At 68.8% G+C, this 24,608-nt stretch carries 20 protein-coding genes and 1 pseudogene; 10 read left to right on the plus strand and 11 right to left on the minus strand.

All coding sequences use genetic code 11. The features are described 5' to 3' along the window. Nucleotides 1-92 precede the first annotated feature (92 nt). Nucleotides 93-668, plus strand: a complete 576-nt coding sequence (locus RT456_RS12615; RefSeq protein WP_313347176.1) for an energy transducer TonB — start codon at nucleotides 93-95, stop codon at nucleotides 666-668. A gap of 199 nt (nucleotides 669-867) precedes the next feature. Here the strand turns inward: RT456_RS12615 and aroA are convergent, their stop codons facing one another. The 4 genes from aroA to RT456_RS12635 form a co-directional block, all read right to left on the minus strand. Continuing rightward, nucleotides 868-2,175, minus strand: coding sequence for a 3-phosphoshikimate 1-carboxyvinyltransferase (gene aroA, locus RT456_RS12620; protein ID WP_313347178.1), 1,308 nt, complete (start codon nucleotides 2,173-2,175; stop codon nucleotides 868-870). Between the two features lie 91 nt (nucleotides 2,176-2,266). Beyond that, nucleotides 2,267-3,463: a prephenate dehydratase gene (pheA, locus tag RT456_RS12625; RefSeq protein WP_313347180.1), complete on the minus strand. Its 1,197-nt coding sequence runs from the start codon at nucleotides 3,461-3,463 to the stop codon at nucleotides 2,267-2,269. Nucleotides 3,464-3,515: 52 nt separating this feature from the next. Next, nucleotides 3,516-4,601, minus strand: coding sequence for a 3-phosphoserine/phosphohydroxythreonine transaminase (gene serC, locus RT456_RS12630; RefSeq protein WP_313347183.1), 1,086 nt, complete (start codon nucleotides 4,599-4,601; stop codon nucleotides 3,516-3,518). A 97-nt stretch (nucleotides 4,602-4,698) separates the two neighbouring features. After that, nucleotides 4,699-5,499: an FHA domain-containing protein gene (locus tag RT456_RS12635; protein WP_313347185.1), complete on the minus strand. Its 801-nt coding sequence runs from the start codon at nucleotides 5,497-5,499 to the stop codon at nucleotides 4,699-4,701. Between the two features lie 120 nt (nucleotides 5,500-5,619). On the opposite strand from RT456_RS12635, the gene RT456_RS12640 reads away from it, so the two are divergent. The 3 genes from RT456_RS12640 (at nucleotide 5,620) to RT456_RS12650 (ending at nucleotide 7,828) form a co-directional block, all read left to right on the plus strand. Next, complete coding sequence (locus RT456_RS12640) at nucleotides 5,620-5,895, plus strand: polyhydroxyalkanoic acid system family protein (RefSeq protein WP_313347188.1); 276 nt, start codon at nucleotides 5,620-5,622, stop codon at nucleotides 5,893-5,895. A gap of 87 nt (nucleotides 5,896-5,982) precedes the next feature. After that, on the plus strand, nucleotides 5,983-6,477 hold the full coding sequence (locus RT456_RS12645; RefSeq protein ID WP_313347191.1) for a phasin family protein: 495 nt from the start codon (nucleotides 5,983-5,985) through the stop codon (nucleotides 6,475-6,477). A 277-nt stretch (nucleotides 6,478-6,754) separates the two neighbouring features. Continuing rightward, nucleotides 6,755-7,828 carry a restriction endonuclease gene (locus tag RT456_RS12650; RefSeq protein WP_313347194.1) on the plus strand — a complete coding sequence of 358 codons (1,074 nt, stop codon included), beginning with the start codon at nucleotides 6,755-6,757 and terminating at the stop codon, nucleotides 7,826-7,828. A 3-nt stretch (nucleotides 7,829-7,831) separates the two neighbouring features. Here the strand turns inward: RT456_RS12650 and hutC are convergent, their stop codons facing one another. Both hutC and RT456_RS12660 read right to left on the minus strand, forming a co-directional pair. Further along, nucleotides 7,832-8,560 (minus strand): histidine utilization repressor, encoded by a 729-nt coding sequence (hutC, locus tag RT456_RS12655; RefSeq protein ID WP_313347196.1) that lies wholly within the window; start codon nucleotides 8,558-8,560, stop codon nucleotides 7,832-7,834. 53 nt (nucleotides 8,561-8,613) lie between these two features. Next, nucleotides 8,614-9,972: pseudogene (locus RT456_RS12660) on the minus strand (formimidoylglutamate deiminase); the annotation flags it as partial. 63 nt (nucleotides 9,973-10,035) lie between these two features. Here RT456_RS12660 and hutI point away from each other — a divergent pair. From hutI to RT456_RS12690, 6 genes are all read left to right on the plus strand, one after another. Then, nucleotides 10,036-11,235, plus strand: coding sequence for an imidazolonepropionase (gene hutI, locus RT456_RS12665; protein WP_313347197.1), 1,200 nt, complete (start codon nucleotides 10,036-10,038; stop codon nucleotides 11,233-11,235). 23 nt (nucleotides 11,236-11,258) lie between these two features. Continuing rightward, nucleotides 11,259-12,800 (plus strand): histidine ammonia-lyase, encoded by a 1,542-nt coding sequence (gene hutH, locus RT456_RS12670; protein WP_313347199.1) that lies wholly within the window; start codon nucleotides 11,259-11,261, stop codon nucleotides 12,798-12,800. Next, the gene (gene hutG / locus RT456_RS12675; RefSeq protein WP_313347200.1) at nucleotides 12,797-13,645 is read left to right on the plus strand and encodes an N-formylglutamate deformylase; all 849 of its coding nucleotides are present in this window, start codon (nucleotides 12,797-12,799) and stop codon (nucleotides 13,643-13,645) included. Before hutH ends, hutG begins: the two co-directional genes overlap by 4 nt. After that, entirely contained in the window at nucleotides 13,642-15,306 is a 1,665-nt protein-coding gene (gene hutU / locus RT456_RS12680) for a urocanate hydratase (RefSeq protein ID WP_313347202.1), read from the plus strand. The genes hutG and hutU overlap by 4 nt, the downstream gene beginning before the upstream one ends. Nucleotides 15,307-15,505: 199 nt before the next feature. Next, the gene (locus tag RT456_RS12685; protein ID WP_313347204.1) at nucleotides 15,506-17,626 is read left to right on the plus strand and encodes a TonB-dependent receptor; all 2,121 of its coding nucleotides are present in this window, start codon (nucleotides 15,506-15,508) and stop codon (nucleotides 17,624-17,626) included. Between the two features lie 114 nt (nucleotides 17,627-17,740). Next, on the plus strand, nucleotides 17,741-18,157 hold the full coding sequence (locus RT456_RS12690; RefSeq protein ID WP_313347206.1) for a hypothetical protein: 417 nt from the start codon (nucleotides 17,741-17,743) through the stop codon (nucleotides 18,155-18,157). Nucleotides 18,158-18,197: 40 nt separating this feature from the next. Here the strand turns inward: RT456_RS12690 and RT456_RS12695 are convergent, their stop codons facing one another. The 5 genes from RT456_RS12695 to RT456_RS12715 all read right to left on the minus strand — a co-directional run bounded on the left by RT456_RS12695 (nucleotide 18,198) and on the right by RT456_RS12715 (nucleotide 24,574). Then, nucleotides 18,198-18,557 carry a hypothetical protein gene (locus RT456_RS12695; RefSeq protein WP_313347207.1) on the minus strand — a complete coding sequence of 120 codons (360 nt, stop codon included), beginning with the start codon at nucleotides 18,555-18,557 and terminating at the stop codon, nucleotides 18,198-18,200. 31 nt (nucleotides 18,558-18,588) lie between these two features. Next, nucleotides 18,589-18,966 carry a VOC family protein gene (locus RT456_RS12700; protein WP_313347209.1) on the minus strand — a complete coding sequence of 126 codons (378 nt, stop codon included), beginning with the start codon at nucleotides 18,964-18,966 and terminating at the stop codon, nucleotides 18,589-18,591. A gap of 50 nt (nucleotides 18,967-19,016) precedes the next feature. Further along, nucleotides 19,017-19,700: an SGNH/GDSL hydrolase family protein gene (locus RT456_RS12705; RefSeq protein WP_313347278.1), complete on the minus strand. Its 684-nt coding sequence runs from the start codon at nucleotides 19,698-19,700 to the stop codon at nucleotides 19,017-19,019. 106 nt (nucleotides 19,701-19,806) lie between these two features. Continuing rightward, a complete protein-coding gene (locus RT456_RS12710) occupies nucleotides 19,807-22,167 on the minus strand; it encodes a GH92 family glycosyl hydrolase (protein WP_313347211.1) in 2,361 nt (786 codons plus the stop codon). Nucleotides 22,168-22,303: 136 nt separating this feature from the next. Then, nucleotides 22,304-24,574 carry a patatin-like phospholipase family protein gene (locus RT456_RS12715; protein ID WP_313347212.1) on the minus strand — a complete coding sequence of 757 codons (2,271 nt, stop codon included), beginning with the start codon at nucleotides 24,572-24,574 and terminating at the stop codon, nucleotides 22,304-22,306. Nucleotides 24,575-24,608 lie beyond the last annotated feature (34 nt).

Below are 24,608 nucleotides of genomic sequence, written 5' to 3' on the forward strand. Positions count from 1 at the left end.
GGAATGCAGTCGCCGCGTTGACGCTTCGGTGACACACCTTCGACCGGCGGCAGGCAAGACTGCAGGCGTCAACTCGACACCAGGAGTCCGCCATGAGTGTTACCCATGCACACGACATGCCCACTTCGCCGCAGCACCAGCGCGACGTTCTCGACGATCCGGCCCGCCGCCGCACTTCTCCGTGGTTGTGGATGGCGCTGATCGTGGCGATGTTCGCCGCCGCGCTGGTCTGGCTGCGCTACGCGAATCCGACCGAGGGCGTCACGGCGCCGGTGGGCGAGCGCATGCTGCCCGCCACGGAAACGCCGGTTGCCACGACGCCCGCGCCGGTGAACCGCGAGGCCGCGCCGGCCACCACGCAGCGCCGCGCGGCGCCTGCGGTACGTAACCGCGATGCGCGGCCGCTGACCAGCAATGCGAAGCCGGTGTACCCGCGCACGGCGCTGCGTAGCGGTGTGGAAGGCAGTGTGATTGCCAGCCTCAACGTGGATACGCGCGGCCAGGTGACGGACGCCAACATCGTGCAGCGCAGCGGTTCGCGCGACCGCGATCTGGATCGTGCGGTGCTGAGCACGGTGCGTGACTGGAAGTTCGAGCCGGCCCTGCAGAACGGTCGTGCCGTTGCCAGTGTGGTGCGTGTGCCGGTGGATTTCCGTACCGAGCGGTAAGGGTGTAGACGAATAACGGCGGGGGAGCCGGGGGGCCGATCTGTTTGATCGGCCCCTTTTTTTTTGTCTTTTTGGGTTTGCGCGAAGAAGAGCAGACCAGAGCAGAGCAGCCGACTAACAGTCGGCTCTACCCGGTCGGCTCTACCCGGTCGGTTTTACCGGTTGGATTACGCAGCCACGCATGGCGTGGCTCTACCGGTCAGGCGAGGTTGAAGCCGGTGCCGCGGGCCAGGCCGTCGAAGTTGGGGAACGAGGTGGCTACGTTGACGATGTCGTTGACGCGCACTTCGCCCGTGCTGAGCTGGCCGGCAATGGCGAAGGCCATGGCGATGCGGTGGTCACCGTGGCTTTCAATCGTGCCGCTGCCCAGTGGGTGGCCGCCGTGGATGGTGGCGCCATCTTCGGTTTCGTCCACCTGCACGCCCAGGCTGCGCAGGCCGGTGGCCATTGCCGCCAGACGGTCCGATTCCTTGACCCGCAGTTCGGCCGCACCACGCACGACGGTGTTGCCCTGCGCCGCAGCGGCGGCCACGAATAGCGCCGGGAACTCGTCGATCATGTCCGGCACCAGTGCCTCGGGGATCTCCGCACCGTGCAGCGGCGCATGACGCACCACCAGGTCGGCCACCGCTTCCCCACCCTGCTCGGCATGGTTTTCCTCGACGATGTCCGCGCCCATCAGGCGCAGTGCCGCCAGCAGGCCGGTGCGGCGCGGGTTGAGGCCCACCTGGCGCAGGCGCAGTTCCGACCCCGGAATGATGCTGGCGGCCACCAGGAAGAACGCAGCCGACGAGAAATCGGCCGGCACCGCGATGTTGGTGGCGCGCAGGCGCTGGCCGCCCTGCAGGCGCGCCTGGCCGGGGGAGAATTCAATCTCCACGCCGAAGGCGCGCAGCATGCGCTCGCTGTAATCGCGGGTCGGGTGCGGTTCGGTCACGGCGGTGACGCCGGCGGCGTACAGGCCCGCGAGCAGCACGGCGGATTTGACCTGGGCGCTCGCCACCGGCGAGGCGAAGTCGATGCCGTGCAGCGCCTGGCCGCCGTGCACGCGCAGCGGTGGGGTGCCGTCGGAGTCGGTGTCGATCTTCGCGCCCATCTGCGCCAGCGGGCCGGTCACGCGGCGCATCGGGCGCCGCGACAGCGATTCGTCACCCACCATCACCGAGTCGAACGGCTGCGCGGCCAGCAGGCCGGCGAGCAGGCGCATGCCGGTGCCGGCATTGCCGCAGTCCAGCGGCGCGCTGGGCGCCTGCAGGCCATCCACGCCAACGCCGTGCACGATGCGCTGCGACGGCGACGGGGTCTCGATGCGCACGCCCAGCTGCGAAAAGATGGCGGCGGTGGCGCGGGTGTCCTCGCCTTCCAGGAAGCCGTCGATGTGCGACACGCCGTCGGCCAGGGCGGCGAACATCACCGCGCGGTGCGACACGGACTTGTCGCCGGGAATGGTCAGGCTGCCCTGAAGGGGCTGGCCCTTGCGGGCGATCCAGTAAGCGGAAGCGGTCATCGATGAATCCTGTCAGGCCGCCCCCAGGGGCGGCAGTAATGCGGAAAGTCGTTGCAACGGCGCCGTACGCGGGGCGGCAGCGCCGGTCGAATCAGGGCACGGCGACGGGATAGGAGCCCAGCACCTTGATCTGCGCCGAATGCGCCTCCAGCTCGGCCAGTGCGGCCTGCATGGCGGGGTCGTCGATGTGGCCGGCCAGGTCGATGAAGAACCCGTACTCCCACTTGGCGTTGTGCGACGGACGCGATTCGATGCGGTTCATGCTGATGCCGTGGCGGGCAAACGGGCTGAGCACGTCGAACAGCGCGCCGGGCTTGTCGTGGATGAACACCAGCACCGAGGTGCGGTCGTGCCCGGAGGTCGGGAAGAACTGCCGGCCCACCACCAGGAAGCGGGTGGTGTTGTCGGCATCGTTCTGGATCGGCTTGGTCACCACCTTCTTCAGGCCGTACACGTGCCCTGCACTCTCGCCACCGATGGCCGCCGCGTCGTCGGCATTGCGGGCGCGCCGCGCGCCTTCGGCGTTGCTGGAGACCGGCACCTTTTCCGCCTTGGGCAGGTTGGCACGCAGCCACGACGAGGTCTGCATGAACGACTGCGGGTGGCCGTACACGCGCTCGATATCCTCCAGCCGGCCGCTGCGCGACATCAGGTACTGCTGCACGCGCAGCTCGACTTCACCGCAGATTTTGAGGTTGGAGGTGAGGAACATGTCCAGGGTGATCTGGATGGTGCCCTGGCCCGAGTTCTCCACCGGCACCACGCCGAAGTCGGCGTTGCCTGCTTCCACTTCCTGGAACACTTCTTCGATGCTGGCCAGCGGCAGGCCCAGCGCCGAGCGGCCGAAATGCTTGAGCACGGCCTGCTGGCTGAAGGTGCCTTCCGGGCCGAGGTAGCCGATCTTCAGCGGCTCCTGCTGGGCCAGGCAGGCGGACATGATTTCGCGGAACACGTGCACCAGTACTTCATCGCTGAGCGGACCTTCATTGCGATCCACCACCATGCGCAGCACCTGTGCTTCGCGTTCGGGGCGGTAATAGTCCACGGCGGCGGCGAGCTTGCCCTTGGCCTTGCCGACCTGGTGGGCGAACTGCGCGCGCTCGGCGATCAGCGCCTGGATGCTGCGGTCGATATGGTCGATCTTGGCGCGCACGTCGGACAGCACGGGCGCGGCGGCGGCCGGCAGTGCATCGGCCTTGGCCTTGGCCGGTTTGGGCGCGGCCTTGGTCGAGCTAGCCGGTGCAGGCTTGGCGGAGGGTGCCTTGGGCTTGGCGGGTTTGGTGGCCATCAGGGGTTCCAGGTGCAGTGGGGCGGCCAGCGCCCCGGTAAATTTGAACGCGTCAGCCGTTGCGCTGCTGGAAGTCGCCCATGAAGGCGACCAGCGCCTGCGCGCCTTCCACCGGCAGGGCGTTGTACAGCGAAGCACGGATGCCGCCGACCGCCTTGTGGCCCTTCAGCGCCAGCAGCCCGGCAGCCTTGGATTCACTGACGAAGCGTGCGGTGAGGGTTTCATCGGGCAGGAAGAACGGAATGTTCATGCGCGAGCGCGCCGCCGGCACCACGTCGTTGCGGTAGAAACCGCCGGAGGCATCGATGGCGCCGTAGACCAGGGCGGACTTGGCGGCGTTGCGCCGCGCGAACGCCTCCACGCCGCCTTCGGCCAGCATCCACTGGAACACCAGCCCGGCCAGGTACCAGTTCCAGGTAGGCGGGGTGTTGAGCATGGAATCGCGCGCGACGTGCGAGCGGTAATCGAAGATGTCCGCGCGCGGTTGGCCGCTGCGGTCGAGCAGGTCGCGGCGCACGATCACCACCGACACGCCGACCGGGCCGAGGTTCTTCTGCGCGCCGGCATAGATCAGCCCGTAGCGCGAGACGTCGAGCGGTTCGCTGGCGATGGACGAGCTGAAATCGGCGAACAGCGGGACGCCGCCCACGTCGGGGGTGTCACGGAACTCGACGCCGTGGATGGTCTCGTTCGCGGTGATGTGGACGTAGGCCGCATCATCGGAAAGCTGCCACTGGTCGCGCGGCGGAATGTCGTGGAAGCCGCTGGCTTCGCTGCTGGCGGCAACGTTGACCGTGACGTAGGGGCTGACCTGCTTGATGGCGGTCTTGCCCCAATGGCCGGTGAGCACGTAGTCCACGGTCTGGCCGGGCGCGGCGAAATTGAGCGCAAGCAGGGCCTGCTGGGTGGTGGCCCCGCCGGCCAGGAACATCACCGCGTAGTCGTCCGGAATGCCGATCAGGCGGCGCAGGTCCGCTTCGGCCTGGGCGGCAACGGCCATGAATTCCGGGCCGCGGTGGCTCATTTCAACAATGGAGGCGCCAGCGCCGTTCCATTCCAACATCTCTTCCTGCGCCTGGCGCAGGACCGATTCCGGCAGGGTTGCAGGGCCGGCACTGAAGTTGAACGCGCGCGTCATGTCACACCTATGGGGCAAGACCCCTAGTATGCCGCAGCGCACCAGCCTTTAGGCCTTGCAGCACAAGGCCAATTTGGTTGCGTTTGAATCTATCCGGTCAGCGCGCGCCGAACCACAGCAGCAGGCTGAGGATGGCGGCCAGCAACAACGCACTGCCGAGCAGCCATGGCCAGCGGCTCACCCGGCGCGGCTTGACCGGAGCTTCCACCGCCGCCGGCAGGTCGAGCAGCTCATCCTCTTCGTGGCTGGCCACGCGCTTGCGACCGTCGTGCGGGACTTCCAGCACGAACCGGTGCTGGGCGTCGAACACCAGCTGGTCACCCGGCTGCAGCCAGCAGTGCCGCACGCTGACGCCGTTGACCCGGGTCGACTCGCCCGCGCCCAGATCGCGCAGCAACAACCGCTCGCCGTGCCGCTCCAGCCGCGCGTGCTGTTCGGCGAAGGCCGGGTCGTCGATGACGATGTCCGCCTCGGCCCCACGCCCGATCAGCCGGGGGCGGTCCAGGGTGAAGCTGCGGCCGTGGTGCTGCCCGCCAACGCCGCGCAGCAGGCGCGGATCGTCGCCGATTTCATCACTGCGGGAGGGAGCATGGTTGAGGGCTTCGCATTCGCCCTGGATCACCATTTCCACGCCATCGGCATAGACTGCGTCGCCGGGACGCAGCAGCGCCATGCGCCGCACCGGACGCCCGTTGACGTGGATGCCGCGCATTCCGTTGGCCACCTGCAGCCACAGGCCGCGGTCGTCCAGGCAGAACTGCGCCAGCAGCAGGGTGCCCGCCGCGTCGCCACCGAGGCGGACGCTGCCGGACGCGTGGCGCACGATGCGCTGCACCCCGGGCCGCAGCGGCTGGTCGGGGTGTTGGCGATGGGTGAAGTGAACAAGCAGGTTCTGCACGCGGCGCAGCCTATCAGGTTGGCTGTCTGGGAAGAAGAAGTGTGACGCACACCTTGGAGTTATGGGCGAGGATGCGCACAATGCACGCCCTTTCCCCGCTATCGCCCGCCAGGAGACTGTATGTCCAGCATTGATATCCGCCACGCCCACGCCCTGCCCGATGACGGTGCCCGCAAGGCGATCGAGTCGATGGTGGCCAAGCTCACCGAGAAGTTCTCGCTGGAAAGCAGCTGGGTTGGCGACGCGCTGAAGTTCAACGGCTCCGGGGTCAAGGGGCTGATCGAGCTGTTGCCCGGCCAGGTGCATGTCTCTGCCGAACTGGGCTTCCCGGTGTCGATGATGAAGGGCATGGTGGAAAGCGAAATCCAGCGCGTGCTGAAGGAAAAGCTGGGCTGAACCCACGCTGCAAACGGGCGCGGCCATCACGCCGCGCAACACCGGGCGTGGGTAGGATCGGCGGGTGGCCACTCACAGGATCGCCCCATGAACTCACACGATGACTTCGATGACCGCATTCCGGGCGACAAGCCCTCGCTGCAGGATCAGGCCGAGCGCTTCTCGCGCAAGCTGAGCGATTCGGCGCAGCAGATCTGGCTGGCCGGGCTGGGCGCGTTCGGACGCGCGCAGGCCGAGGGCAGCCGCGTCTTCGACAACCTGGTCAAGGAAGGCGAGTCGATCGACGCGCGCAACCGCGAGCAGGCCGGCGATGCGCCGCGCTGGCGCGACAACGTCGAAGAACACCTGGGCGAGGCGCGTGAAAAGGCCTCCGGCACCTGGGACAAGGTGGAGAAGGCCTTCGATGACCGGGTCCAGGGCGTGCTCAAGCGCCTGAACATCCCCACCGCCGAAGACGTCGCCGCGCTCAACGCCCGGATCGATGCGCTCAACACCCGCGTCAACCGCGCCGAAGCGCGCAGTGCCTCGCCCAACGCAGACCCGCGCCCGGGTACCCATCAGTCGCCCGGCTCGGATCCCTGAGCGTAGACCACACGCTACCGCACGGAGATTGTTGCAAAGCAACACGACTTTGTTGACAATCGAAAACGACCCGCCAATCGCTTCTGCGCCGTTTGTTCCCTCCCCTCACGGCTACGGATTGGCGGGTTTTTCGTGTCCGGGATGCAGCGGCACGAAATGAGACTTCCATCACCGACCCGACCATCGATGCGCGAGTCGAGACAAAAACGACACCCCACAGACAGGCGCGAGCGCATATAAACTGTCTACGCACATCCGTGTTCATCTCCTAGGCCTCATGTTCTCCTGGATTCTGGCTCTCCTGTTGGCCCTCGTTGTCTGGTCCCTGGCCGCCGCCTACTTCTGGCTGGTGAAACGCCGCCGCAAGGAGACCCGCCTGGGCCTCAACGCGTTGGCCGGCATGCACTGGCGCGATTTTTCAGAAATCGTCAAGCGGGCGTTGCGCGAGCAGCGCGGGCTGCAGGATGTTCCCGACCATGTCGATGAGAGCCACGAGCCGCGCAGCGATTTCCTGATGCAGAACGCCCAGCAGCAGCGCTGGCTGGTGTCGTGCAAGCATGGCCGCGCCTACCGGATCGGCACCGCTGCGGTGAACGAACTGGGCGCGGCGGCCCGCCTGGCCGGCGGCCGTGGCGGGATCCTGATCACCGAAGGACAGATCGAGCGCGATGGCCGCGCCGCCGCCGAGAAGCAGCACGTGGAGGTCCTGGACGGCCGCCTGCTGTGGCCGCTGCTGCAGCCCTACCTGCCCGGCGACGTGGAAGCCCGGGTCAAGCAGGCGGCACGGCGCGAGGCGATCCGACGCATTTCCATTGCCGCGCTGGGCTCGCTGACGCTGGGGCTGATCGTGGGCATGGGGTACCTCACATCGCGGCTGGACCAGTCCGCGCATGTGATGGCGCAGGCTCCGGCGACGGCGGCACCTGCGCCTGCGCCGACGGCATCCACCCCGGCGCCCAAGGCGGCAGATGTGCCGGCTGCTGCACCGGCCGGCACGGCAGCGGCCCCGGTCGAGAACGCCGCTGCGCCGCCCCCTGCACCGGCCGCTGCCGCCCACGGCGGCGATCCGAATCACATCCTCGGCACCGAGCCCGATCCGGACCCGGCCACACTGGCCCGCTACCAGCGTGAGCTGGCGGCGCTGCTGGGCCAGCAGAGCGGCGTGCTCAGCGCGTTCTGGCAGACCCGGCAGACCCTGGCGATCAACCGTTCGGCAGAGATCGACGCGCTCTGGCCGCATATCTGCACGCAGGTGAAGCGCTACCCGGCGCTGCGCACGGTGCGCATCCAGCTCAACCCGCGCCTGGGTACCGACGAACCGGTGCGCTGGCGGCAGTGCGCCACGCTCTAATCCTCAGCGCGCGCCGGGGGCGAAGCGGGCAACCAGGTCCCAGGCGTCGCCCAGGAACATCTGCCGCACGCAGGTGATGGGCTGTTCGCCGCGCCAGGTCAGGCGGTCGATCACCAGGCAGGCCGTGCCCGGCTTGACCTCCAGCAGCGCAGCAGCAGCCGCATCGGCGCCCCAGGCGCTGATGCGGTGCTGGGCGCGCGTCCACGACACGTTCTGCAGCAGCCAGCTGCCCGGCGCGGTGGTGTTGAAATCGACCGCCAGCACGTCCGGCACGCCCACCGGGCTGATCAGCCGGTGCTCCAGCGCGAACGGTTTGCCATCGGCGCGGTGCAGGCAGCGTATCGCCAGCAGTTTTTCGCTCCCTGACAGGGCCACTTCCTCGCTGGCCTCGGCATTCGGGCTGCGGTAGGCGCGATCGAGCAGCTGGTAGCCGTAGACGTGGCCGCGCGCACCGACCGCCATCGCGATGTCCGGTATTTCCAGCGCCACCTGCTCCAGGTGCGGCGGTTGCCGGGCCACGAACGAACCGGCACGGCGACGACGTTCGATCATGCCGCTCTCGGCCAGCGCGGTGAGCACCTTGTTCACCGTCATGCGCGAGCAGCCGTACTGCTCCATCAGTTCGTGTTCGTACGGGATGCGGAACCCCGGCGGCCATTCGCCGCTGAGAATGCGGCTTTCCAGCTCGGCACGGATGCGCTGGTTGAGGGTGGCTGCTTTCTTGCCCGTCACTCGGGAGTCCTGGAATGGGTGGGCGGGGATCAGCGCGCGGCGGTCAGCACGCTGCGCAGGGCCTGGACGAAGCGCGCCGCCACGGCGTCGCGCTGCACATGGCGTCCCTGCCGGACCAGTTCGCGTCCCCCGCGCCAGACCGATCGCACGGCACCATTACGTGCGGCGAACACCCAGCTGTCAAGCCAGGCATCCCCTTCGCGCGCGATCATCGCCGGGTGCTGCGGATCCAGTTCGACCACATCGGCCGGCGCGCCCACCTGCAGGCCCGTAGTCACGCCCAGCGCCTGTGCGGCGCCGCGCAACGACTGCTCGAACAACCAGCGCCCGCTGGAGGTGTCGTCCTGCGGTGCCAGCACGTTGCGCCCGCGCAGCTGCAGGCGCTGGCCGTACTCGAGCAGGCGCAGTTCCTCGGCCGCATCAATCAGCACGTTGGAATCCGAGCCGACGCCGAAGCGGCCGCCGGCACGCGCGAAGCCCTGCATCGGGAACAGGCCATCGCCCAGGTTGGCTTCAGTGATCGGGCACAGCCCGACCACCGCGCGGCTGTCGAGCATGCGCTGCACTTCGTCAGCGTCCACATGGGTGGCGTGGACCAGGCACCAGCGCGCGTCGACCGCCGCGTGTTCGTACAGCCAGCGCACCGGGCGAAGACCGCTCCAGGCCACGCACGCGTCCACTTCACGGGTCTGTTCGGCGATGTGGATGTGCACCGGGCCGTCATTGAGTGGCAGCAGGGCCTGCAACTCTTCGCCGGTCACGGCGCGCAGGCTGTGCGGAGCGATGCCCAGCACCGCATCGGGCTGCCCGCGCAGCGCCTGGCGGCAGCGGTCGAGCAGCGCGGCGAAACCGTCCACGTCGTGGATCAGCCGACGCTGCGCCGGGTTCGGCGGGGCCCCACCGAAATCGGCATGCGCGTAGAACACCGGCAGCAGGGTCAGGCCGATGCCACTGCCCTGCGCGGCAGCGGCGATGCGCCCGGCCATCTCGGCGCGGTCCGCGTAGGGCGTGCCATCGGCGGCGTGGTGCAGGTAGTGGAACTCGCCCACGCGGGTGAAGCCGGATTCGAGCATCTCCACGTAGGCCTGTTCGGCGATGGCCTGCACCGCCTCCGGCTGCAGGTGGGCCAGGAAGCGGTACATCAGCTCGCGCCAGCTCCAGAAGCTGTCGCCGCTGCGCCCGCCGATCTCGGTCAGCCCCGCCATGCCGCGCTGGAACGCATGGCTGTGCAGGTTGCCCAGCCCGGGCAGCGCGATCGACAGGGGGGTATCGCCCGGCTGCGCCGGCACACCGGCGGTCACCTCCTGCAGCGTGCCCCCTACCCCGACGATCCGCACATCGCGCGCCCAGCCCTGCGGCAGCAAGGCATGTTCGGCATGGAAGGCGACGGCAGAGGCAGGGTTGGCTGGCATGACTGGACATCCCGGAAGAGGCGCCTATATTGTATAGACATATAAGCCGCCGTGGTTGCTGCCATGCACTGTGACACCCTCTGGACCAACGCCCACCTGATCACCGCCGATGGCCCTGGCCTGGGCGTGATCCGCGACGGGGTGATCGCCGCCCGCGATGGCCACATCGTGCACGTGGGCGCGGCCGGTTCGGCGGACCCTCTTGAGCCCGTGCAGCGCGTGGACTGCGGCGGGCGCTGGATCAGCCCGGGCCTGATCGACTGCCACACCCACCTGGTGTACGCCGGCAACCGCGCCAATGAATTCGAGCAGCGCCTTCAGGGCGTGAGCTATGCCGATATCGCCCGCGCGGGCGGCGGCATCGTCTCCACGGTACGCGCCACCCGTGCCGCCAGCGAGGACGCGCTGCTGGCCGCCAGCCTGCCACGGCTGGACGCGATGCTGGCCGAAGGCGTCACCACCGTGGAGATCAAGTCGGGCTACGGCCTGAGCCTGGAGGACGAGACCAAGCAGCTGCGCGTGGCCCACGAACTGGCACGCCAGCGCGCGGTGGAGGTGGTGCCCACCTTCCTCGGCGCGCACGCGGTGCCGCCCGGCCGCCAGGCGCAGGAGTACATCGACGAGGTGTGCAACGTGATGATCCCGGCGGTGGCCGCACAGGGCCTGGCCGACGCCGTGGACGTGTTCTGCGAGAGCATCGCCTTCAGCACCGCGCAGGCCGAACAGGTATTTGCCGCTGCACGGCAGCACGGACTGGCGGTGAAGATCCACGCCGAGCAGCTGACCAACCAGCATGGCGCGGCGCTGGCCGCCCGCTACGGCGCGCTGTCGGCCGACCACATCGAACACCTCGACGCCGAGGGCATTGCCGCCATGCGTGCGGCCGGTACCGTGGCGGTGCTGCTGCCCGGCGCGTTCTATTTCACCCGCGACACCACCCTGCCCCCGATCGACGCGCTGCGCGCGGCCGGGGTGCCATTGGCGCTGGCCACCGACAGCAACCCGGGCACGTCGCCGCTGACCAGCCCGCTGCTGGCCATGAACATGGCCGCCACCCTGTTCCGCATGACCGTGGACGAATGCATCGCCGGCTTCACCCGTGAAGCGGCGCGTGCACTGGGCCGGCAGGACCGGATCGGACGGCTGGCGGTCGGCCTGGACTGCAACCTGGCCCTGTGGGACATCGAGGCACCCGCCGACCTTGTCTACCGCATGGGCTTCAATCCCCTGCACGCGCGTGTGATGCGCGGCGTATCCGTCTGACCTTTGTGATGTCTGGAGATTCCATGAGCAACACCCTGACCCTGCAGCCCGGCGCGGTGACGCTGACCCAGTGGCGCGCGATCTACGACGGTGCGCGCGTGCGCCTGGACCCGGCCTCCGCCGGGGCCGTCCTGCGCAGCGCGCAGACGGTGGCCGACATCGTCGCGAAGGGCGAGCCGGTGTACGGCATCAACACGGGCTTCGGCAAGCTGGCCAGCGTCCGCATCGAGCGCGATGACCTGGAAACCCTGCAGCGCAATATCGTGCTCTCGCACGCGGCCGGCGTGGGCGAGCCGATGCCGGCCGCCGTGGTGCGGCTGATGATGGCGCTCAAGCTCACCAGCCTGGCCCAGGGCGCCTCCGGCATCCGCCCGGAAACGCTGGCCCTGCTGGAAGCCTTCCTGCAGCACGACATCGTGCCGGTGATTCCGTGCCAGGGCTCGGTGGGCGCCTCGGGCGACCTGGCCCCGCTCTCGCACCTGGCCAGCGTGATGATCGGGGTGGGTGAGGCCTTCGTGGGCGGCGAGCGCCTGCCGTCGGCAGAGGCGCTGGCCCGGCTTGGGCTGGCGCCGTTGGTGCTGGGCGCCAAGGAAGGCCTGGCGCTGCTCAACGGCACGCAGTACTCCACGGCGTACGCGCTGGCCGGCCTGTTCGAGATCACCACCGTGTTCCAGGCCGCACTGGTCACCGGCGCGCTGTCGGTGGAAGCGGCCAAAGGCTCGGACACGCCGTTCGATCCGCGCATCCATCAGATCCGCGGCCAGCGCGGGCAGATCGCCACCGCCGCCGCGCTGCGCACGCTGATGCAGGGCTCGGCGATCCGTGAATCGCACCGCGACAACGACGTTCGCGTGCAGGACCCGTACTGCCTGCGCTGCCAGCCGCAGGTGATGGGCGCTGCGTACGATGTGATGCGCCAGGCCGCCACCACACTGGCGATCGAAGCCAACGGCGTGTCCGACAACCCGCTGGTGTTCACCGACACCAACGAAGCCCTGAGCGGCGGCAACTTCCACGCCGAACCGGTGGCCTTCGCCGCCGACATGCTGGCGATGGCGGTCTGCGAGATCGGCTCGATCAGCGAACGCCGCACCGCCATGCTGGTGGACCCGGCGCTGTCCGGCCTGCCCGCCTTCCTCACCCCGAAGCCGGGCCTCAACTCGGGCTTCATGATTCCGCAGGTCACCGCCGCCGCGCTGGTGTCGGAAAACAAGCAGCGCGCCTACCCGGCCAGCGTGGATTCGATCCCGACCTCAGCCAACCAGGAAGACCACGTGTCGATGGCCGCGCATGGCGCGCGCCGCCTGCTGCAGATGGCCGAGAACGCCGCCAACGTGGTCGGCATCGAGCTGCTGGCCGCCGCGCAGGGCTGCGACTTCCACGCCGGCCTGCGTTCCAGCGGAGCACTGGAACGCGTGCGTGGCCGCCTGCGGGCGCAGGTGCCGACCCTGCAGGACGACCGCTATTTCCACCCCGACATGCTGGCGGCGACCGCGCTGGTGCGCAGCGGCGCGCTGGCCGAAGGCCTGGCCGACATCCTGCCGCAGGTGGAGCCGCTGGCATGAACAGCCACCCGGAGTGGCTGCAGGTCCACGAGGGCGATGCGCCGCTGATCGTCAGCTTCCCGCACACCGGCAGCGAACTGCCCGATGCGCTGGTGGACGGCTTCGTCTCGCCGTGGCTGGCACGCCGCGACGCGGATTGGTGGGTGCACGAGCTGTATGACTTCGCCCAGCGCCTCGGCGCGACCACGGTGCGCTCGGCGATCTCGCGTTCGGTGATCGATCTCAACCGCGATCCCAGCGGGGTGTCGCTGTATCCGGGCCAGAACACCACCGGGCTGTGCCCGCTGACCACCTTCGACAACCAGCCCCTGTACCACTCGGGCCGGGCGCCGGATGCGGACGCCATCGCCCTGCGCCGCGACACCTGGTTCGCGCCCTACCACGACGCGCTGTCCGCGCAGATCGCCCGGTTGCGCCAACGACACGCCACCGTGGTGGTGTACGACGCGCACTCGATCCGCTCGCACATTCCGCACCTGTTCGACGGTGAGCTGCCGCAGTTCAACCTGGGCACGGCGGGGCCGTCCGGCGCGCCGGATACCTCGTGCGACAACGCGCTCAGCGACGTGGTGGAGAACCTGTGCCGGCTCAGCGGGATGGGCCACGTGCGCAACGGCCGCTTCAAGGGCGGCTGGATCACCCGCCACTACAGCGACATCCCCGGCGGCGTGCACAGCCTGCAGATGGAGCTGGCCTGCCGCGGCTACATGCACGAACCGGAACAGGTGGACGTGCACAGCTGGCCCACCCCGCTCGACCCCGATCACGCTGCACCGCTGCGCCAGACGCTGCAGCAGGTGCTGACTGCCTGCCTTGAATTCGCGAACTCCCGGAGTGCTGCATGACCCGTCACGATTCCACCCGCACCATCATCGCGCCCACCGGCACCACGCTCACCGCCAAGAGCTGGCTGACCGAGGCGCCGCTGCGCATGCTGATGAACAACCTGCACCCGGACGTGGCCGAGCGCCCGCAGGAACTGGTGGTGTACGGCGGCATCGGCCGCGCCGCGCGCGACTGGGAAAGCTTCGATGCCATCGTGGAAACGCTCACCCGCCTGGACGACGACCAGACCCTGCTGGTGCAGTCGGGCAAGCCGGTCGGCGTGTTCCGCACCCATGTGGATGCGCCGCGCGTGCTGATTGCCAATTCCAACCTGGTGCCGCGCTGGGCCAACTGGGACCACTTCAACGAGCTGGACAAGAAGGGCCTGGCGATGTACGGCCAGATGACCGCCGGCAGCTGGATCTACATCGGCGCGCAGGGCATCGTGCAGGGCACCTACGAGACCTTCGTCGAAATGGGTCGCCAGCACTACAACGGCAGCCTGGCCGGCAAGTGGCTGTTCACCGGCGGCCTGGGTGGCATGGGCGGCGCGCAGCCGCTGGCCGCGGTGATGGCCGGCGCCTCGTGCCTGGCGGTGGAATGCCGCCGGAGCAGCATCGAGATGCGCCTGCGCACCGGCTACCTGGACACCTGGACCGACGACCTGGACGAGGCGCTGCGCCTGATCGAGGAATCGTGCACGGCGAAGAAGCCGCTGTCGGTCGGCCTGCTCGGCAACGTGGCCGACGTGCTGGACGAGCTGCTGGTGCGCGGGGTCAAGCCGGACCTGCTGACCGACCAGACCTCCGCGCATGACCCGGTCAACGGCTACCTGCCGCAGGACTGGACGGTGGAAGAATGGGACGCAAAGCGCGTCTCCGCGCCGAAAGAAGTGGAAGCCGCCGCGCGCGAATCGATGGCCAACCACATCCGCGCCATGCTCGCCTTCCATGCGCTGGGTGTGCCGACCGTGGACTACGGCAACAACCTGCGCCAGATGGCGCTGGAAGAAGGCGTTGAAAATGCCTTCGACTTCCCCGGTTTCGTGCCCGCCTACATCCGCCCGCTGTTCTGCCGCGGTATCGGCCCGTTCCGCTGGGCCGCGCTGAGCGGTGATCCGGAGGACATCGCCAAGACCGATGCCAAGGTGAAGGAGCTGATCCCGGACAACCCGCACCTGCACCGCTGGCTGGACATGGCCGCCGAGAAGATCAAATTCCAGGGCCTGCCGGCGCGCATCTGCTGGGTCGGGCTGGGCGACCGCGACCGCTTGGGGCTGGCCTTCAACGAGATGGTCGCCAACGGCGAACTGAAGGCGCCGGTGGTGATCGGCCGCGATCACCTGGACAGCGGCAGCGTGGCCTCGCCCAACCGCGAGACCGAGGCGATGGCCGACGGTTCGGATGCGGTGTCGGACTGGCCGCTGCTCAACGCCCTGCTCAATACCGCCAGCGGCGCCACCTGGGTGTCGCTGCACCACGGCGGCGGCGTGGGCATGGGGTTCTCGCAGCATGCCGGCATGGTGATTGTGTGCGACGGCACCGAAGCGGCCGCCAAGCGCATCGCGCGGGTACTGTGGAACGACCCGGCCACCGGCGTAATGCGGCATGCGGATGCGGGGTATGAGATCGCCATCGAATGCGCGAAGGAGAAGGGGCTGGATCTGCCTGGGATTCTTTGAGGGCGTGCCGACCAACGATCGACACCTGGCGTGGAGGATTCCTCCGTCGGTAGGTGCGGACCGCTGGTCCGCACAAAGGAACCGTACGCCTTCGGCGGGTGACGGCGGCGGCGCAACCTGTTAACTTTCGCGCCCTCGCGATGGTTTACAGGACGTCGCCCTGTCGACTGCTGCTCCATTCCGTACCGGTTCCAGACGCATGCCCCCTCTTCTGTCGTTGCACCGCCCCACCCTGTCCGCGCTGACCCTGGCCCTCTGTGCAGCCCTTGCGGCCGCCGCCCACGCCGCCCCGGGCGACAAGGCCACCACCCTGGACGCGGTGAACGTTACCGCCGCCAACGCCACCGCGCAGGCGCGCGACGCGCTTAAACGCGTGCCCGGCGCCGGCAACGTGATCGACCTGGCCAAGGCCGAGGGCCGCTTGGCTGGCAGCGCCGACGTGCTCGCCTACCAGCCCGGCATCAGCGCGCAGTCACCCGGCAATGAAGGGGCCAAGGTGTCGATCCGTGGTTCGGGGATCAACCGTGGCCCGGGCGCACATGCGTCCGGCATCGCCGTGTCGCTGGATGGCCTGCCGCTGAGTGGACCGGGCGGCACGCCGTATGAACTGCTGGAACCGCTGTGGCTGAGCCGCGTCGACGTGTTGCGTGGCGCCAATGGCATCGAGCGCGGTGCGCTGGCGCTGGGCGGCGCGATCGACTACGTCAGCCGCAGCGGCCGGGATTCGGCCGGGCTGGAGCTGCACTACGAAGCCGGCAGCCGCGGCTACCAGAAGCGCGGCGTGGGCTACGGCGGCGTTGCCGGTGACGTGGACTACTACCTGGCCTACACCGACAGCGAGTACGACGGCTACCAGCATCACGCGGCCGGCGACGGCAAGGGCGCGATGGCCAACGTCGGCTGGCAGATCAATCCAGAGCTGGAAACGCGCTTCTTCCTGCGTTACCGCGAGACCAACCACGAAACGCCCGGGCGCCTGACCCGCGACCAGATCCGCCACGATCCGCGCGCGGCCAATCCGGCCAACCTGGCCATCGACGCGCGCCGCCCGCAGCCGGGCAGCACCTGGCTGGGCAACATGACCACCCTGCAGATCGATGAGGATTCCTCGCTGCAGGCCGGGCTGGTGTATCACCACTACCCGATGGACTTGAACGAGAGCCTGTACCGGCAGCAGCTGGACTACACCAACCTCAATGCCACGCTCGACTACCGCCGGCGCCACACGCTGTTCGGCCGCGACAGCGTGACCACGCTCGGCCTGCGCGTCACCCACGACCTGGATGCCGACGTGCGCGAAACGCTGCGCTTCGCCAACAACGGCTACCCTGCCGGCACCCATACCCGCGACTTCTCGCACCACGGCACCGACAGCACGCTGCACGTGGGCAACGACCTGGCGCTGAGCGACACGCTGCGCCTGCAGACCGGGCTGGCGCTGATCAACACCCGCCGCGACGTGCAGGTCACCTGGCCGTCCACCCCGGAGCGCTTGCGCGAGCACCAGTGGGACTACGCACCGCGGCTGGGCTTCACCTGGCAGCAGAGCGCGGCCACGCAGTGGTTCGGCAACCTGAGCCGTTCGGTGGAACCGCCGCATCCGTGGTCGATGATCTGGGGCTCGAACCAGTACTTTGCCGCCGGCAATGGCGCCTCCACCGGCCGCCAGCGCGCGCCGGTGCCGCTGGACAACCAGACCGCCACCACGCTGGAGCTGGGCGCACGCGGCGACAGCGCGCTCGGCCACTGGGAGCTCACCGGCTACTACGCCCGCGTGCTGCACGAACTGCTCACTGTGGAAGTACTGCCGGTGCCGAACCTGTTCGTGGCCGAGAACAACGCCAGTCCTACCGTGCACCGTGGCCTCGAAGCCGGGCTGGACAGCGCGTTGTGGGAAGGTGCCGCCGGCCGACTCTCGCTGCGCCAGGCGTATACCTTCAGCGACTTCCGCTACCGCCACGACGCACGCTTCGGTGACAACCGCCTGCCCGGCCTGCCCCGCCACTACTACCAGGCCGAGCTGCGCTACGCGCACCCCACTGGCTTCTACGCTGCGCTCAACACCGAGTACGCGTCGAAGATGTTCGTCGATTACGCCAACAGCTTCAGTGCCGACAGCCACGTGATCTTCGGCACCCGGGTGGGCTATGACGCGCCCGGTGGCCGCTGGCAGGCCTGGGCCGAACTGCGCAACCTGGACGACCGCCACTACGCGGCCACCGTCACGCCGGGCTACAACGATGCCGGCAAGGACGTGGCGCGCTCCACCCCGGGCGAAGGCCGCAGCGTCTACGCCGGGTTGCGCTGGCGCTTCGACTGATACCGCACCGATGGCGCCAGTAGAAATACTGGTGCCAGGCGCAGGTATTGCCGTAGCCGCGGCGCGGGCGGCAGCGGACACTGGCACCTCCCAACCGGTCCTGCGGAGTGTCCCGTGAACCACCTTGCCTCGCACCTTGCCTGCTCGCTCGTGCTCTGCCTGGGGCTGACCGCCACCAGCCAGGCGCAGTCCGTGGGCGACACCGCCGCGCAGCGCTTCGCCGCCCTGGACAAGAACAACGACGGCCGGGTCAGCGACGACGAATACGACGCCGGCGCACTGTTCCGCACCCTCGATGCCGACCACAACTACCGTGTGAGCGTCGAAGAAGTCCAGGCCGTGCTCGGCCCGGACCGCGATGGCCAGCTCACGGCGGCCGACCGGATCCGGGTGGCCGACCTCAATGGTGATGGCGAGTTGAGCGAGGAGGAGGTCAGCCGCGTGGCCGACATGCGCTTCCAGTCGCTGGACACCAACCACGACCAGGAGCTGACGTTGGCCGAACTGCAGGTGGGGTTCTGGCGGCCGTGACGCACGCTGCGGCGTATTGCCGGCTGCGCGGCCGCTGGACTCAGACCAGCGAGCCCATCATGAAATACGGCAGGTACATCGCAAAGATGACGCTCACCGCGCCCAGCAGTGCCGCGCCCAGTCCGAACACCCCGGCCACGATGCGACCGGGCACGGTGGGGCGGAAGTACCAGCCCGCCCCTACCAGCAGCGGCGCCAGCCAGGCCAGCAGGTAGGCCTGGCTGAAGGCGTTGGTGAGCCACGGCAGCGGTTGGCCGACGCTGCCGAACAGTGTCGCGAAACTCGGCATCGCCACCACGCCGACCAGGGTCACCACGCAGGCCATGCCCAGGCTGGCCAGCAGGCCCAGCCACGGCAGGATGCCGGCGACGCGCTGCAGGAGCGGATGAACGACGTGCATGGTGACTCCTTCAACGAGGGGAACGCGCGATTCAGCCGGCGGCGTTGATCACCGCTTCGAGCCGGTGACCGTCGGGATCGATCACGAACGCGGCATAGTACTGCGCGCCATAGTCCGGACGCAGCCCCGGCGCACCGTTGTCGCGCCCGCCCGCGTGCTGTGCGGCGCGGTGGAAGGCGTCCACCGCGTTGCGCGAGGGCGCGGCGAACGCTAGATGGAAGCCCGCCCCGGGGGCGGTGGCGTCATCGCGCAGCTTCAGGCACAGCAGGTCGTTGTCGTCGACCAGGCCGTAGCCGATCGCGGTCTCGTCCTCGAACACACGGCGGTAGCCGAGCGCTTCCAGGAGCGCGTCGTAGAACGCGCCGGCCACGGCGAGGTCACGAACGCCGAGCGAAATGTGGTGCAGCATGCGAAGTCATCCGTGTCGTCACGATGCGTGATTGTAGACGCGCGCCACGCTTACGGCGTCAGCGCCTGCTGGATCGAGGCTTCCGCCAGCGGCGCCATGCGCGCATAGCCTGCCGGGGTGGGATGCACGCCGTCCTTGGCCAGCGCGGGATCCAGGCCACCTTCGGCATTGGCCATCGCGGCGTGATAGTCCAGCCACACCAGCGACTGCTGCTGCGCATAGGCGTGCAATGCCGTGTTCAATGCGCGCACTTTCTCCGCCGGCTGCACGCCGGGGCGCCAGGGATAGTCGCTGACGGGCAATACCGAGCTGAGCACCACCGCGATGCCGTGCGCCTTGGCCAGCTCCACCATCGCATGCAGGTTGTCTTCGATCATGCCCTGCGTGGCCGCACCGGTATTTCCGGCGATGTCGTTGGTGCCGGCGAGAATGACCACCACCGCCGGCTTGAGCGCGATCACGTCCTGGCGGAAGCGCACCAGCATCTGCGCAGTGGTCTGCCCGCTGATGCCGCGGTTGATGTAGCCCTTGCCGGCAAAGAACCTGTCGCTGCCAGTAGGCCCCCAGCCTTCGGTGATCGAGTCGCCGAAGAACACGACACGCGACTTCCCGGCAACCGCCGGTGGCAGCGTGGCATTCTCGCTACGGTAGCGCTGCAGTTGCGGCCAGTCGGCCAGACGCTGCTGCATCTGGCGCACCTGGTCGGGTGTGACCTGCTCGACCGGCTTGGTCATCAGCGGATCCACTGCCGGTTCCGCTGCGGTGCCAGCGGCTGGCACGGCGAGTGCCAGGGCGATGAGAAACGTGAGGCGGTGGTGACGTGACATGCGTGCGACTCCGTTAGTGCGGTCCATACGAAGGCGGCAGCGTTGCCGCACCCCACTGCGCGTTCTTTTCCGTACCCAGCTCGAATTCCAGGGTGCCGCCCTTCTGCACGAGGCTGGCGGGCAACCAGCTGGCATCGCTGGGCGTGCCGTTCACCCGCAGCGACTGCACGTATGGCGCGTCCATCGCCGCACCAGCGGCCTTGATGGTGAGCGTGGCGCCCGGGCGCTGGATCACCGCTTCGCGGAACAGCGGGCTGCCGATCACCAGGTCGGCGCGGCCGGGGTACATCGGGTACAGCCCCAGTGCGGACCACACATACCACGACGACATCTGCCCCAGATCGTCATTGCCGGGCATGCCTTCGGGCGCGTTGGTCCAGATCTGGCGCATCGCCTGGCGCACGGTCTCCTGCGTCTTCCACGGCTGGCCGACGAAGTTGTACAGCCACGGCGCGGCCACCGAGGGCTCGTTGTCCAGCTCGGCATGCAGCGGCCCGGACTTGGTGACCGCCCACTCGCCGTTGTCCTTGCGGAAGAACGCATCCAGCCGCTGGATCGCCGCGTCACGGCCACCCAGCGTTTCAATCAGGCCGGCCGGATCGAACGGCACCATCCACAGGTACTGCGCGCCGCTGCCTTCGACGAACTCCTCGTCCGACGCCGGATCGAACACCGGCCAGCTGCCATCGGCGTTGCGCGGCTGGATGTAACCGGCCTTCGCGGTCGCCTTGGGGTTGTACAGGTTGCGCCACCAGCCCGAGCGCTCACGGAACAGCGCCGCGCCCTTGGCATCACCGGCCGCCTGCGCCAGCTCGGCCAGGCCGAAGTCGGCGGCCGCCATCTCCAGCGTGTCCGACGCCATGCCCCAACCGGGCGCGCCTACCGGCATGTACTTCAGCGCCATCCACTGGTCCAGGCCCGGGCGCTGGCCCACGCACAACACTGGGCAACCGCGCCGGCTGAGGTCGCGCTCGGTCGGCACCGTGGCCGCCCGCTTGAGCGACGCGTAGGCCCGCTGCAGATCGAAGTTGCGCCCGCCGAAGGCGTGGATGGCGGCCACGGACGGCGGCGACGGATCGCCGTTCATCACGCCGGTGGCGCCGGTGAGATGCGTCCAGCGGTCCCACACCCCGCCGTTCTGGTCGGCCTGGTTGAGCAGCGACTGGGCGATATCCGAGCCCACCTGCGGGTGCAGCAGGGTGACCAGCTGCAGCTGCGAGCGGTACACGTCCCAGCCGGAGTAGTTGGCGTACTGCGCGCGCTGACCCTTCGACAGTGCGTGTACCTTGCCGTCCATGCCGCGATAGCGGCCGTCGCCGTCACTGAACAGATTCGGCGCCAGCAGCGTGTGGTACAGCGCGGTGTAGAACACGGTGCGTTCGTCCGGCGTTCCGCCTGCCACGCGCACCTGGCCCAGCGCCGTGTTCCATTCGGCGCGGGTGGCCGCCTGGGTCGCCGCCACCGTGGTGCCGGCCGGGCTTTCGCGGCGCAGGTTGGCGCGCGCGCCAGCCTCGTCCACGTAGGAAATGCCGATGCGCGCGGTCACGGTCGGGCTGCGCGCGGGATCGAACTGGATCCAGCCGCCGGCGCCCTTGCCGGCCGGCGGGTGGCCCTGGGTGCCATAGCTGGTGCCACCGCCGCCTTCGCGGGCACCGACCTGCACGGTCTCATCGCGCCAGGTGCCGCCGACCTCGAAGGGCTGGTCGAACTCGGCGATGAAATGCAGCGTGTAGTAACTCTCTCGGCGGTCTTCGGCGAGATAGCCGCAGAAGTTGCCGGCGGTGACCGAGCCACGCACGGTGCGCGTGGCCGGGTCGATGATGATGCTCGAATCGGTGCTGCCGACTTCGCTGTCGGAGGTGCGGAACAGCAGGTTGGCGGGCTTGTTGGCCGGGAACTGGAACTGCCCCACCGCCGTGCGCGCGGTGGCGCCCAGGTCCACCACCACGCCGTTGTCGAGGGTGAGCTGGTACGCGCCGGGGCTGGCCGACTCGCGCCGATGGTCGAGCACGCTGGCATAGCGCAGGCCCGCCTCGACCGACGCGGGCGACAGCTCCACCTTGGTGGTCACCGGCATGATCGGGATATCGCCACTGGCCCCGGTGCAGCCGGTGCCCGATACATGGGTGAGGCTGAAGCCGCGCACGCCGTTGCCCCGCCACTCGTACCCACCGGGCGCGGCAATGGCGAAGCGTTTGCCGGGCAACGGGGTCATTTCCGGACTGAAGGCGACCATGCCGAACGGCACCGACGGACCGGGATAGACGTTGCCGGCGTTGGTGGTGCCGATGAAGGGATTGACCTCGGCGGCGAGGTCGGCGGCCTGCAGGGCGCAGGGCGCGGCGGTCAGGACAAGCGAAGCAGCAACCAGCATCGAACGGTGCACTACGAACTCCCAAAGCGGAAAGGACGGGCCATCAACGTAGCGCCACGCCCTGCGTGGCTGGATCGATTGTATCGATCTAAACCCTGGTCGCAATGAGACGAATGGCACCCCTTGCACTATGCCTTCAGAACCCATCGAGGGTACGCAGCAGCGAACCGAAGGTGAGATAGAACGAATCGTGCCCGCCCTGGGCACGACCGTAGCCCAGGAACACCGGGCCAAGGAAGGTATCGGCACCGACGAAGACGCTGCCGGCGGTTTGCATGCCATCGATGTTCACCTCGTCGCGCGTGGCCCAGAACCCGCCCCACTCCACGCTGCCGCCCACGTACAACGGAATGGTCAGCAGGGAATCGGCATGCGCCACGCGGCGGTAGTACATCACGCGCGCCAGCGCGGTCTGCGGCGCGAAGATGGCTTCTTCCGGGTAGCCGGACAGGTTGCCCAGCCCACCGAGGAACCCGTACGTGGCCAGCAGGTCATCACCGCCATGTGCGGACGACGCGCGCAGGCCGCCCAGCCAACGGCTCTCGCCCCGGGACCAGGCGCCGTCCCACTGCAGCCGCGTGACCGCTGCCGGGTCCTCGGTACCCAGCGCGCCCAGATAGTGCTGGCGGGTCAACGACAGGCGTTGGCCGCGGCTGGGGAAGGCAGAGCTGTCGATGGAATCGTGGCGCAATTGCCAGCCGACACTGCCCATGTCGGCGCGGTAGTTGCCCAGCTCGGTGGGATTGCCCACGTCCAGCCGGGTGCGTTCCTGGCCGCGCTCAAGGAAGCTGGCGAACTCCCAGTCCGGATGCGGCGAGTACGCCCAGCGCAGGCCGCCGAACCACTGGCTGTAGCGGTACTGGGCCAGCGCCCCGCGGTTCAGCAACGCCAGGTCCAGATCGGTGGCGCGGTAGCGTGCATAGGTGGACAGCGCGTGGCGGCCACGGGCACCGAAGGGATGGTAGTACTCGGCAAAGGCCTCCTCGACCTCGCCCAGGCCGACGCGCAGCTTGAGTTCGGCGCCCTGCTCGCTCAGCCCGGTACGGGTGAACTCGCTGATCAGCTGATAGTTGCTGCTGCCATCGAAGTCATCGGACAGGCGCAGCGCGAAGTGCAGGAAGTCCGGCCCCCAGCGTTTGTCCTGCGGCGCCACCACCACCCCCTGCTGCCCATCGCGGTCGTCCAGCCGCCATTGCACCTGCTCGTAGCGGCCCTCGCCGTAGGTCAGCGCCACCTGCCGTTCGATATGCGCCGGTGCCAGCGGCTGCCCCACCTGCGGCTGCAGGCGCTGTTCGATGTAGTGCGAGGTGCGCGTGCCGTCGCGCAGCACGTCCACGAAGGCCACGATCGGTGCCTCGTACGCGGGCGGCCGATGCAGCTGCTGGAAATCCGCGTAGCGCGCCGGGTCCACCTGGTAGCGTCGCACCGCCAGCACGTCGGCCTGCGCCGCCTGCTCGCCCACGCCCACCGCCTGCGGCGACCGGTTGAATTCCTGGCTGCCCATGTCGCCCAGTGGCGGGGTGATCAGCAGGTCCTGCGGGCCCAACGTGGCCAACTGCTCCTCCACCACGCGCTTCATCAGCACGCCGGCCATCTGGTGGCTGATCGCCAACGGCGAATCCAGGTGTTCCTCGGTCATGAGCGGCGTGCCCACGCGGACCACGATCAGGCGCTGCGCACCCAGCCGGCGTGCCTCGTCGATGGGCAGGTTGTCGACCACTCCCCCATCCACCAGCAGATGGTCCTGGTAGCGGACCGGCGCGAAGACGCCCGGCACCGACATGCTGGCGCGGATGGCCAGCGCCAGGTCGCCTTCCGCGAACACCACCTTGTCGCCGGTGACGATGTCGGTGGCGATCGCGCGGAACGGAATCGGCAGCTGGTCGAAGTCGCGCACCTGCCAGGTTGGCAGCAGCAGGCGGCGCAGCAGCATCTCCAGTTTCTGGCCCTGGATCAGCCCGCGCGGAAACGCGATCTTCCCGTCGCTGATGCCGACCTCGACACCGCCGAGCAGGCGCAGGTCGTCTTCCTTGCGCCGCATGCTGCGCTCGTTGCGGGGTGGCTTGTCGTGCAGCACCTCGGCCCAGTCGATGCGGTCGAGCACCGTCTCGATCTCATCGGCGGAGTACCCGGACGCGTACAGTCCACCGACCACGGCGCCCATCGAGGTGCCGACGATGCAGTCGATGGGCACGCGCTCGCGTTCCAGCACCTTGAGCACGCCGATATGCGCCGCGCCGCGCGCGCCGCCCCCGCCGAGCACCAGGCAGGTGCGCGGGCGATCGGGGTTGGCGCTGGGGGATGACGGCTGCGCCGAGGCCGCCAGCGGCAGCACCAGCGCCGCCATGAGAACCAGCAGGCTGGCCAGGCGCACGTTGCGGTACGGCGGGCGCGGGTCATCCTGCATGGCAGCTCTCCTTGCGGCGTTGTTTGACAGATGC

This window comes from Stenotrophomonas sp., from assembly GCF_032099025.1.
Taxonomy (GTDB): Bacteria; Pseudomonadota; Gammaproteobacteria; order Xanthomonadales; family Xanthomonadaceae; genus Stenotrophomonas.

Excerpts from the sequence above, each read along its gene's own strand:
- hutH (WP_313347199.1), top strand. The coding sequence starts at position 11,259 with ATGAGCAACACCCTGACCCTGCAGCCCGGCGCGGTGACGCTGACCCAG.
- RT456_RS12685 (WP_313347204.1), top strand. The coding sequence starts at position 15,506 with ATGCCCCCTCTTCTGTCGTTGCACCGCCCCACCCTGTCCGCGCTGACC.
- pheA (WP_313347180.1), bottom strand. The coding sequence starts at position 3,463 with ATGGCCACCAAACCCGCCAAGCCCAAGGCACCCTCCGCCAAGCCTGCA.
- RT456_RS12650 (WP_313347194.1), top strand. The coding sequence starts at position 6,755 with ATGTTCTCCTGGATTCTGGCTCTCCTGTTGGCCCTCGTTGTCTGGTCC.
- RT456_RS12700 (WP_313347209.1), bottom strand. The coding sequence starts at position 18,966 with ATGCTGCACCACATTTCGCTCGGCGTTCGTGACCTCGCCGTGGCCGGC.
- serC (WP_313347183.1), bottom strand. The coding sequence starts at position 4,601 with ATGACGCGCGCGTTCAACTTCAGTGCCGGCCCTGCAACCCTGCCGGAA.
- aroA (WP_313347178.1), bottom strand. The coding sequence starts at position 2,175 with ATGACCGCTTCCGCTTACTGGATCGCCCGCAAGGGCCAGCCCCTTCAG.
- RT456_RS12715 (WP_313347212.1), bottom strand. The coding sequence starts at position 24,574 with ATGCAGGATGACCCGCGCCCGCCGTACCGCAACGTGCGCCTGGCCAGC.
- RT456_RS12640 (WP_313347188.1), top strand. The coding sequence starts at position 5,620 with ATGTCCAGCATTGATATCCGCCACGCCCACGCCCTGCCCGATGACGGT.
- hutU (WP_313347202.1), top strand. The coding sequence starts at position 13,642 with ATGACCCGTCACGATTCCACCCGCACCATCATCGCGCCCACCGGCACC.
- hutG (WP_313347200.1), top strand. The coding sequence starts at position 12,797 with ATGAACAGCCACCCGGAGTGGCTGCAGGTCCACGAGGGCGATGCGCCG.
- RT456_RS12695 (WP_313347207.1), bottom strand. The coding sequence starts at position 18,557 with ATGCACGTCGTTCATCCGCTCCTGCAGCGCGTCGCCGGCATCCTGCCG.
- RT456_RS12710 (WP_313347211.1), bottom strand. The coding sequence starts at position 22,167 with ATGCTGGTTGCTGCTTCGCTTGTCCTGACCGCCGCGCCCTGCGCCCTG.
- RT456_RS12615 (WP_313347176.1), top strand. The coding sequence starts at position 93 with ATGAGTGTTACCCATGCACACGACATGCCCACTTCGCCGCAGCACCAG.
- hutI (WP_313347197.1), top strand. The coding sequence starts at position 10,036 with ATGCACTGTGACACCCTCTGGACCAACGCCCACCTGATCACCGCCGAT.
- RT456_RS12705 (WP_313347278.1), bottom strand. The coding sequence starts at position 19,700 with ATGACCAAGCCGGTCGAGCAGGTCACACCCGACCAGGTGCGCCAGATG.
- RT456_RS12645 (WP_313347191.1), top strand. The coding sequence starts at position 5,983 with ATGAACTCACACGATGACTTCGATGACCGCATTCCGGGCGACAAGCCC.